8 protein-coding genes are annotated in these 10463 nt (G+C 33.2%); 1 reads left to right on the forward strand and 7 read right to left on the reverse strand.

Features of this window, described 5'->3' with window-relative positions; translation table 11 throughout:
• Positions 1-541: 541 nt before the first annotated feature.
• The 6 genes from JUJ52_RS21745 to JUJ52_RS21775 all read right to left on the reverse strand — a co-directional run bounded on the left by JUJ52_RS21745 (position 542) and on the right by JUJ52_RS21775 (position 8125).
• Complete coding sequence (locus JUJ52_RS21745) at positions 542-1357, reverse strand: SRPBCC family protein (RefSeq protein ID WP_228089193.1); 816 nt, start codon at positions 1355-1357, stop codon at positions 542-544.
• 722 nt (positions 1358-2079) lie between these two features.
• Positions 2080-2511 (reverse strand): hypothetical protein, encoded by a 432-nt coding sequence (locus JUJ52_RS21755; protein WP_026680545.1) that lies wholly within the window; start codon positions 2509-2511, stop codon positions 2080-2082.
• A gap of 129 nt (positions 2512-2640) precedes the next feature.
• A complete protein-coding gene (locus JUJ52_RS21760) occupies positions 2641-4605 on the reverse strand; it encodes an ABC1 kinase family protein (RefSeq protein WP_228089194.1) in 1965 nt (654 codons plus the stop codon).
• Between the two features lie 255 nt (positions 4606-4860).
• Positions 4861-5676 carry a manganese catalase gene (locus JUJ52_RS21765; protein WP_026680547.1) on the reverse strand — a complete coding sequence of 272 codons (816 nt, stop codon included), beginning with the start codon at positions 5674-5676 and terminating at the stop codon, positions 4861-4863.
• Positions 5677-6217: 541 nt separating this feature from the next.
• A complete protein-coding gene (locus tag JUJ52_RS21770; protein ID WP_026680548.1) occupies positions 6218-6634 on the reverse strand; it encodes a universal stress protein in 417 nt (138 codons plus the stop codon).
• A gap of 30 nt (positions 6635-6664) precedes the next feature.
• The gene (locus JUJ52_RS21775) at positions 6665-8125 is read right to left on the reverse strand and encodes a SulP family inorganic anion transporter (protein ID WP_026680549.1); all 1461 of its coding nucleotides are present in this window, start codon (positions 8123-8125) and stop codon (positions 6665-6667) included.
• A 307-nt stretch (positions 8126-8432) separates the two neighbouring features.
• On the opposite strand from JUJ52_RS21775, the gene JUJ52_RS21780 reads away from it, so the two are divergent.
• Positions 8433-8615: a helix-turn-helix domain-containing protein gene (locus JUJ52_RS21780; RefSeq protein ID WP_026680550.1), complete on the forward strand. Its 183-nt coding sequence runs from the start codon at positions 8433-8435 to the stop codon at positions 8613-8615.
• Between the two features lie 41 nt (positions 8616-8656).
• Here JUJ52_RS21780 and JUJ52_RS21785 read toward each other — a convergent pair whose 3' ends face one another.
• Positions 8657-9931, reverse strand: a complete 1275-nt coding sequence (locus JUJ52_RS21785) for an MFS transporter (RefSeq protein WP_228089195.1) — start codon at positions 9929-9931, stop codon at positions 8657-8659.
• Positions 9932-10463: the final 532 nt, after the last annotated feature.

The following is a 10463-nucleotide window of genomic DNA, read 5'->3' on the forward strand; positions in this document are numbered from 1 at the left end:
ACATAAGAAATCAAATATTTTTTGCTTAGGCGATACATATAGAACACCTTTCATAAACTAGTAGAACCCAACACTTTCATAGTAGCTTGAATAATCTCATCCTTCCACCTTATTGCTTGCTGTTGTTATTTTTAATTCTAAAGCAATGCACAATATTTTTTCTTACCAGCTTTTTTAGCGTTTTCCGCCAAAGCATAAAGCTGGTTATCAAGAAAGATATACTCAAAATAGTATTAAATTTAGAATACTAATAAAAAAAGAAAAGGTCGTTGAAAACTACGACTTTTTCTTTATTGTTGAACTTTTTTAAATACAATAATGAAAATGCTTAACTCAAGTTAAATCATCATTAACCATGTATTTTAGAAACCATACACATAATAAATCATAACGAATGCAAACGTAAGGTGAAATTAAATCTTTTAAGGTTGTGGATTTAGCACTCTTTTGAAACATATACCTCGCCACTTGGATAAACGACTCATTTTTGGGATAAACGCGAAAGCAAGCTTAATACTAGAATGCTTTGGTGCATCGTTCATTATTCTACTATTGCACCGTCATTAGATCGTAAACAATAAGTAATCAATTTACCACCTTCTATATAAGTATTACTAATATTGCTAATTTCACCGTCTCTCCAACCAATAAATAATTGCATTTTTACTATACCGTTTCTAATTCCCTCTTCATCAATGGCATGAACGATTCCATCACCTAATTGTTTATCTAGCTCATTCTCATAATCATCTGTAGCTCCAATATCATATCTCCAATAAGGCAAGGCATTCTTAGGGTCTACTCCAACTACATCAGCTTCTCCAATCAGATCTATTACCTCAGATTTGTTCATTCCAATTCCTAGGTTATCTTTAATAAATTCTTTATCAAATATTCCCCTTTCATACTCTATTTGATAAACATATTCTATGAAGTTATCAAACTGTTCGTCATAAACATGTTTAAAAGACCACTTAAACATATGTGTTGCTAACTTGTATATCCAATTAGAAGGAATTAAAGAAACATTAACTATAAAATTAGTTCCTTCGGGGGTTTCTTTAAGAATATATTCTGTCTTACTAATACCTTCTTTTGTTTTAGTTTCGACTGTAGCATAGTTTGGAGGATCATGTCTTGTACATTTAGCATGAAACTCATATACTTTTTTACCTAATTTTTGTTTAGTAATGAAAGTTGCCCCTTCTTCTAAATCATCTTCGCTTCCATCATACATATTTTCGATTATTTGTGTATTCCATTTTAATACATGTTCATCTTTATTCAAACATTCAGATACTAGATCAATAGTAGAGTCTATTTCTGATTCAAAACGGTAACAATGTATTTCCTTCACTTTTACATTCTCCTATTCAGTTTTATTCGATTAATTATACTATGAACAGGAAAAATTTACTATATTAGTATAAAAAACAGCACCCAAGTCTTATAAAGCTTGGATGCACCATTTAAGAATCACAAAAAACTAACCATATATTGTTTATAGTGGCAGGATTTCAGGTGTGACATGACATGCTCTAAACTACCTGGCTAGTAAGACGCCTACTGTTATCTGCTGGAAAATCAGACTTACAATCGCTGCTATCGATTGTGTTCCATCAAACGATCCCTAATCAAATAATATACTTAACTCCACCACATAGCCAAAACAAATAAAGACCAGCATGAAATGAATAAGCCTATGATTATAACGATTATCATATATTTTGAATAAACTATTCTACTAATTTTCTTCTTCTTATCAGCTACATAAACTATTACAACAGAAATCAAATATAATCCAATGCTAAGTATAGTACATACAGTTAAATAATAACTAAGGTGAATAAAAGATAAAATCTTTTCATTCATTACATAAGCGATGTCCTGACCAAATAAACCGAGTATTGTCGCAATTACTACACAAGCTATTATGGAAAAATGAAATTTTACCAATTGAGCTTCTCTCCCTTACATTCTATTCATTTTTATGTACTCCATCATTCAGCAAGGATTAATTGTAAGTGCTTTATACAATCATTGGTTGCATACTGATCCAGTTATTATGTAAACCCATATTCAGATAGTCCTATTTGTTTCATCATCGCTTATCATACCGACAAAATTGAGAATTAGTATATAAAACGGATAGACTATAAGTCCTCCTATTGCTAAAAGACCAGTAGCAGGATTGGGATAATCCCCACCATTAGTTATCGGAAATAAAGATGCGAATATATAAATAAAAAGAATAAAATAGGGTAACCAAAGGATGATTGTCCAAAAGCTTGCTTTTCGCCCATCCAACCATTTCCTTGTTAAGAAAAGAATTAGTAGTGTACCACCAATAATCTCAACAATAAGCATTATGCCAGTCATAATATTTACCGTATCAACTTTCCAATTTAGTAATCTAGTAATTCTATACACATTTACCATAAGTTCAAGAGGAACAAATACCATAAGAGCGTATAGCATGCTGACCACATTTAACTTCAAGAAATATTTCATATCTAATCCTCCATCAATTAACGAACAATTGGGAACTATTAATATAAATTAGACATGCTCTCATAATTGCTCTAAGCTATGAAAGCATGTCTTTTAAAAAATCGATTATGTGTAAAATTATCATCACGCTTATACCTTCGGTTTCAGCTGCCTAATTACTGACATGATAAGTATTATCATACCAACTCCAAAGCCTGACATGGATAAGGGAGCAAGTAAAAATTGCATGAGCTCACCTTGCACGAAAAAGCTCATAAGCATGACAACCATACATATCACTGTAAATATACCAACTGTTAAAGTCCCTATAAAATCATTCAAATGATGCTTTTCCTCATGAACTATAGTAATTTTATTGTCCTTAAGAATAGGCAACTCTAGTAAATTTGGGATGTAATCCTCTAACCTCCCCTTAATCTTACTAAAATGTTCCTCGGACAACCGTCCTTTATCAATACGACTCGCGTATGATTCGCTCGCTGCTGTTAATGAATATTCTTCATCTACAGATGATAATGTCCCATCTAGAGTAATGATTGCTCTAAATGCACCGGCAACGGTCGGTTTTAAAGATAACCCCATCTCGGCTATCATCGACATCAGTCGTCCCATCATCACACTAGTTGGGTCATGTGAAAAAGATGCTTCTGATAAAAGTTTATTGAGATGTCGTTCTATCATATCTTCTTCGGGTACATTTTCTCTTTCACAAACCCTCATCAAACCATGCGCCATCTCTTGCGCATCATTATTGCTGTACCCAATTAGGAAACTTAACATACCAGCTCTTTCATCATTTGATAAATAACCAACTGAGCCGAAGTCAATAAGCGCAACTTCTCCATCGGTTGTCAACATGATGTTCCCCGGATGTGGATCAGCATGAAAGATACCAATCATCAGTATTTGATTTAAAAATGCGTGCATAATCATTTCTGAAACGTCGGTTGTCACTTCTTTTGTAAAACTATCCCCTTCAATATACTCCATCGTTAATACATGCTTAGTCGAATATTCAGAGTAGACTTTAGGAACTCTTATAGTAATATTGTGTTCCTTAAATGCTTTTCTTAACATGTTTGTATTTAACGCTTCGATATCAAAGTCAGTTTCTTCGATAAGGCTCTTTTTAAATCCTCTTGCGAGTTCTATTAAGCCGAGTCTGCTAATTTTAGAAGAACGTTCTGACAGCCATGACACAAATTGAATTAATAAATCTAAATCCACTGTTATCTTTTGTTTAACATTAGGTCTTAAAATCTTAACAACAACTATCTCTCCAGTTAACTTAAGCTTCGCTAGATGAACTTGACCAATAGAAGCTGCTGCGATAGGTCGCATCTCAAATGATTCATAGATATCATCGATATTACCAATTTTGTTATCAATGATTGTTTTAAGCTCATCTTCACTTAAAGGTTTTACTTGGTCATGTAAACTTGAAAATGCATCAATGTAATTACTAGGTAAAATTTCTTTTTTTGTCGATAATACTTGCGCAAACTTAACAAAAACTCCACCCATCTCATCAAGAATTTCAGCAATTACATGTGGCAACTTCGCATGATCTTGTTGAATCAAATGATTTAAACCTTTACGTGAAGCAATCCACAAGAGTTGAATCGTGCGCATAAAACCACGAATTCTATTCATAATATAAAGGAGTGGGTTAGATACTTGTAATACTTTAAAATTAAAGAGGCAAAGAAGCATGTATGTATAGCAAGTGATAAATATAATAAGTAACGGGTAATAGATAAACATAACTCTCAAAATCTCAGAATCAGATATATTAGAAATTTGATTGAAGTATGTAAAAGATAGAATGAGTGTCACGATGGCTGTACTGAATAGCACAGCAACCAATAGCTTAAGCTGTTCATTTTTAAACGCCTTGATATTTGCGATTATAAAATAAAAAATCAGAGCAGCGATAATGATACTGCTCAAATAAAATTGCTCTAGAACTTGAACCAACACACTAACAACAAGTGCGCTAATTGACGATACGATTACTTTATGATTCATGTTAAAAAAAGAAGTAAGCAATATAAATATTATGAAAGACACAATTAATACACTTAAAAAGAACATATCCCATTCCACCTAGCCACTTATAATGATTTTAATGGTTATAGTTTAAGTTATATCGTATATCTATGTCAAAAGAATTATGCTCTTCCCACAAGATAATGCACCCCAATTGTTTGATCGTGTCTAACATTAGGGTGCAATACTTTTTTTAAACCTACCTTTTAAACGGGAAACTTACTACTATTTCTTAAAGCGGATTATTATCGCTATGATTTGATTTCATCTTATTTTCTGCATTTTGCTTGATTCTTATATCTACGGTGAAGTACCATGAATGTATCTCGGTCCTGGCTGTAAATCAGGTTTTTGACCCATAGCTTTTGGATTTTGAACATACTCAAAATTAGCTTGTCCATCAAGGGTTGGACCGTTTGCCCATTTACCTGTACTACTATCCTCTCCTTCAGAAAAGTTCATAAAGGAATATGAAACTTCTTGTTTCTCATACTTTTGGTTAAATGTACTTGGAACAACAGCGCCTTGCGTTTCTTCTAATTCTTCAATAGCTGCCATCCATTGATTTTGATGCATGGTATCACGGGCAATTAAGAAAGAAAGCATATCTCTAACTCCTGGGTCCGTTGTCATTTCATAAAGTCTACACACTTGAAGTCTTCCTTGCGATTCTGCATTTAAATTTGCTCTAAAATCAGCAAGCAAATTCCCACTCGCTATGGTATAACGAGCTGTCCAAGGATAACCTATACTATCATTAGGTTGTGCACCTAAACCACTTACGATAGCTTGCTGAGGATTCATACCACCAAGGACAGCTTCAACTGCTGGATCTTTAGCTCCCTGCTCTTGATCATGTGCAGGCGCGCCATCTAATAATTGAGCAATCATTGTTGCAATCATTTCTACATGTGCAATTTCTTCGGTTGCAATATCAAGTATCATATCACGATATTTACCTTCTGCACGGCAATTCCACCCTTGAAATAGGTACTGCATCATAACAGACATTTCTCCATATTGTCCACCTAGTATTTCTTGCAACTTCTTAGCATAAACTGGATCTGGTTGACTTGGTTTTGCATTATACTGTAACTCCTTTACATGATAAAACATTTAACACCTCTCCTTTTCTTCGTACAGTAAGAACTTTCAAGGATTAGGTTTAGTAATAGTTAAACTTTTATTAGATGCAATATATTCCATCAATAACCATTACGCACTTTTACGGTAGTAACACATCTAATTTAAGCACACAAACGCTCAATAACGTTGTTATTGCATATCTATATAAAAGTTAATAATTTTTAGTTTACTCCTCAGAGAACGGTGAAGAAATTATATGAACTTTCTTTCTAGTTCAAGGTTATTTATGGGAAATATTCCCCTTTAAAAGGTAGATTGTATCGGAAATAAAATAATTGAACAAGCGGAAGCGCCCGATTAGAAACGTAGCGACTGGAACAAGTCAATGGAGATTAAGGAATCACGGTGTGCTTGCGAGCCGTGATGACTTATCGTGGGGCGATTCGTGAAGTAGCCTCGTTTCTGGGCGCTGGAGCCGGACATGGCTAACACGCTCATATTTATCCGCATGGGCTAATTTTATAATTTCCTATACTACAAAAAAAGAATATGGAAATAAACTCCACATCCCTTACTTAACTATAAGAACAGGACAATTTACACGTTTTGCAACCTTATGACTAACACTCCCTAAAATAAAAGACTGTAAGTCATTCAATCCTCTACTCCCTATTACTACACAATCATAAGATTTTTCATTTGCAAATTCAACAATTTCTGGTCCTGGATCACCATGAAGAACATTTGTATTGTAATCCATATCTGATTTATCTAACATATCTAAAATTGGCTTCAGTTTTTCTTCTCTTTTCTTTTCGATTTCTAGTTTATTGGTTGAATGTAAAACATCTTCTTTTGCCGTTTTTCCATCAACTACATATATAATATCAGTAGTCCCTTCGAATTTATTAGCAAGTTCTATTGCATATCTAGCGGATCGTATTGAGTGCTCCGACCCATCTACTGCCAGTAATATTCGTTTAAACAATTCATCTCACTCCTTACAATATTATTAGACTTAGTGACCAGCCGCGTTTGAAATACCACCAATACGTTTTTTCAGTTGCTTACTTTCCTCATTCAAACCAATATAATTTACATTGATATTATTCTGGGCAAACTTTGCTTCTATTTTATCTAACGCCCCAATGGCAGAGTCATCCCATAGATGGGCCTGTGTTAAGTCTATTTCTACTTCGGTTATAGTGTCTCCAAAATAGAATTTACTTGGAAGATCACTTACAGATGCAAAGAATAATTGTCCTTCAATACGGTAGGTTTTTTTCTGATTTTGTACTACTTGACCTTCCGTTACTTTAACTTTAGAAATCTTAGCTGCGAAGAAAATAGCACTTAATAATACTCCAGCTAATACTCCAATAGCCAAATTGTGTGTTGCTAATACAATTATTATGGTAGTCAGCATTACTGCTGAATCGGTCTTAGGAATTTTAACAAGATTTTTAAGAGAAGACCAATCAAAAGTACTTATAGAAACCATGATCATAACTCCCGCTAAGGCAGCCATAGGAATTTGAACTACAACCTCACCTAGTATAATGATCATAGACATCAAAACAACACCTGCTACAAGTGAAGATAACCTACCACTTCCTCCAGATTTCACATTTATAACTGATTGTCCTATCATTGCACATCCACCCATTCCACCGAAGAAACCTGTGACTATATTCGCAATGCCTTGTCCACGACTTTCTTTATTTTTATTACTTTCTGTATCAGTCATATCATCAACTATATTAGCTGTTAATAATGATTCTACTAAACCAACGATTGCTAATGAAAAAGAATACGGAAGAATAATCAATAGTGTTTCCATTGTTAGTGGAATATCTGGGATTAAAAATACTGGTAATTGTTGTGTTATTATTCCCATATCACCTACTGTTCCAACATTTATATTACCTATTATGACAATCGCCGTAACAACAACAATTGCTACTAAGGTTGATGGAATAGCTTTTGTAAATCTAGGTAATAAATAAATAATGGCTAATGTTAATGCTACAAGTGCATACATAATCCATGTTTCACCAACAAAATGCTGTAACTGTGAAGTAAAAATCATGATAGCTAATGCATTTACAAATCCAATCATTACAGATCGTGGAACAAACTTCATCATTCTAGCCAACTTTAATATGCCAAATAATATTTGAATTATTCCTGTTAGAATAGTCGCAGCTAACAAATACTGTAACCCATGCTCTGCAACTAAATTAACCATGAGTAGTGCCATTGCTCCAGTAGCTCCGGATATCATCCCAGGTCTACCACCGACAAAGGCAATCACTAATGCTATAGAGAAAGAAGCATAAAGACCTACCATCGGATCAACACCAGCAATAATAGAAAAAGCGATTGCTTCTGGAATTAAAGCTAATGCGACAACGATTCCGGATAAGATATCTCCTTTTACATTTCCAAACCATTCTTGTTGTATCTTTAAAATATTCATTTTTCAGCTCCTCTTTGTTGTTATTATATATATATTAATAGACTAATAGTTCAAGGATTATTTCATAGAACAGAACGAATCATACCATATATATTATAAACAGCAAAATCCCAAGAAAACGTATCCATTTTATTATTACTTCAAATTTCTCCAATTTACTTTAGATAACTTCTATATCCAATTAATTATAAAATAGTTATATTTAATATAATTATCTATAACCATATATAATTATTTAAGTTGTTTTTTTTAAAACAATTAATTATGGTATGATTAGTTACAAGGAAAAATGTTTGGAGGCATTGTAATGACTCATGAGATTATGACCGTTGCACAGGTTGCAGAATACTTACAATTAAGTGAGATGACAACATATAAATTAGTTCAAGAAGGAAAAATCCCTGGTTTTAAAATCGGAAGACATTGGAGAGTAAAAAAAGAAGATTTAAATGAATTCATCGAAAGATTAAAAAACGGAGAAAGAATCTAATATAAAAAGACCCTAAAACGATAAGCCTAGGGTCTTTTATTTTAGCCATTAGCTAGTTGAGATTTCTCTGGTTTTTTTGCAATCAGAGCACAGAACAATCCGATTAAAGGAAATAATAAAGTAGCTAACAGTACAGGAGTGTAGCTATGGAAAATATCAAAGCCTACCCCAAAAGGTAGTGGTCCAAAGGCTGATCCTAATACCCCCATCGTTACGCCTACTCCATTAATACTACCTATATATTTACGCCCGAAATAATTTGGCCAAATTATATTTAATCCAATTCGTTCTAATCCATTTGCTATCCCCCATAAGACACCAAATGCAAAAGCCACATAGACATTCGTTGTTACAAGTAACATCAATAGTAATATAATTTCTATTAAAAATATACCAAATAATAAATAATTCGTTTTTACTTTTTCTGTTATATATCCAGAAATAAAAGACATTGGTACTCCCACAATTGCCATTAAACTTAACACAATTGCAGCTGATTCTGGTGACAAATCATTACTACCAAATATAGATATAATATGGAAAGTAATACCAGTATTAACCATTGCTGGAATCCCAACACAAATTAGAATTGCCCAAAAAGCTCTATTTTTCATTGCTTCTTTTAATGTCCAATCTGTCGCAGCTTCTTGAATCTGAGCCCCCATTACTGCCCGTGTTTGCTTTTCAGCATTTTCACTTGATCCATCTGGTAATAGTCCAATCTCCTCCGGTTTATTCCGAACTCCAATAAGAGCAATAGGAACAAATATAAATAGTAGCAGAACACCCCAGAATCTCCATGCAAACTGCCAGTCCCATGTATGAATTAACCAAGTGTTCACAATAGGGAAAACCATAGCACTTGCAAAACTGCCCAATGTCATAATGCTAAAAGCAATTCCTCTTTTTTTAATAAACCATTGTGCAACTAATGTATTAGGTATTAGAGACATACTACCTTGACCCAATAAACGTATAAGGAAAAAGCCAATTGCAAGCATCCACATACTAGAAACCATACTGTTAAAAAAGCAAGCTATACTAAATAATGTGCCGACAATAACCATCATCATCCGCTGTCCAAATCTATCTATAAATCTCCCGATAACCATCATACCTAGACCCGCTATTAAGGTAGCCATAGAATATAACCCCGAAACCTGTGACCTAGACCAATTGAATTCATGGATGTATTCATCAATAAACGTAGAGTTAGAATATGTTTGCCCTGGACCTGAAAAAAATACTCCTAGTCCAGCAATAAAGACAATCACCCAACCGTAGAAAAATGATTGAAATAATTTCAACTTCTTCATGAAATTGCACCACCTAGTTGTTATTTTTCAAAAGTATAAGGAAGTAGAGTGAAAGGAAAGGATGATTTATGTATAAAATGTTATACATAAACATATATCATTAAATAGTTTAACAAATTATGTACTGCAATATATACAATTAATTTGAATAGTATTTAATTATATTCAGATTGACTTCATTATAGTTAAATATTCATATTTATGTTAATTTAAGGCATTTTAAACAAATGAATGGAATATCAAATACGTAAATGTATTATAAATTGTTTCTAATAAAAAAGAGGCATTGTTAATGAGTGATATAGAAGGGCTTTGCAAATTTACTTCTATGTGTAGAGAAATTTTAGATACACAAAAACCATTTTAATGAAATTATAAACTATCAGACCCTTAATGACATATTTAGTAGCATATTTCTTCCATTTTTCTGGTGATTATGAATGCCCATTATTCCCCATGTAAGGTGTACCTTATTATTTTGTACAATCTTAGTAAGATCTTTTTGTTAAGCGGTTTTTGAGCCATCTTATTC

Origin of the sequence: Virgibacillus sp. AGTR (assembly GCF_016919725.2) — a bacterium.
Classification (GTDB): domain Bacteria; phylum Bacillota; class Bacilli; order Bacillales; family Amphibacillaceae; genus Virgibacillus; species Virgibacillus salarius.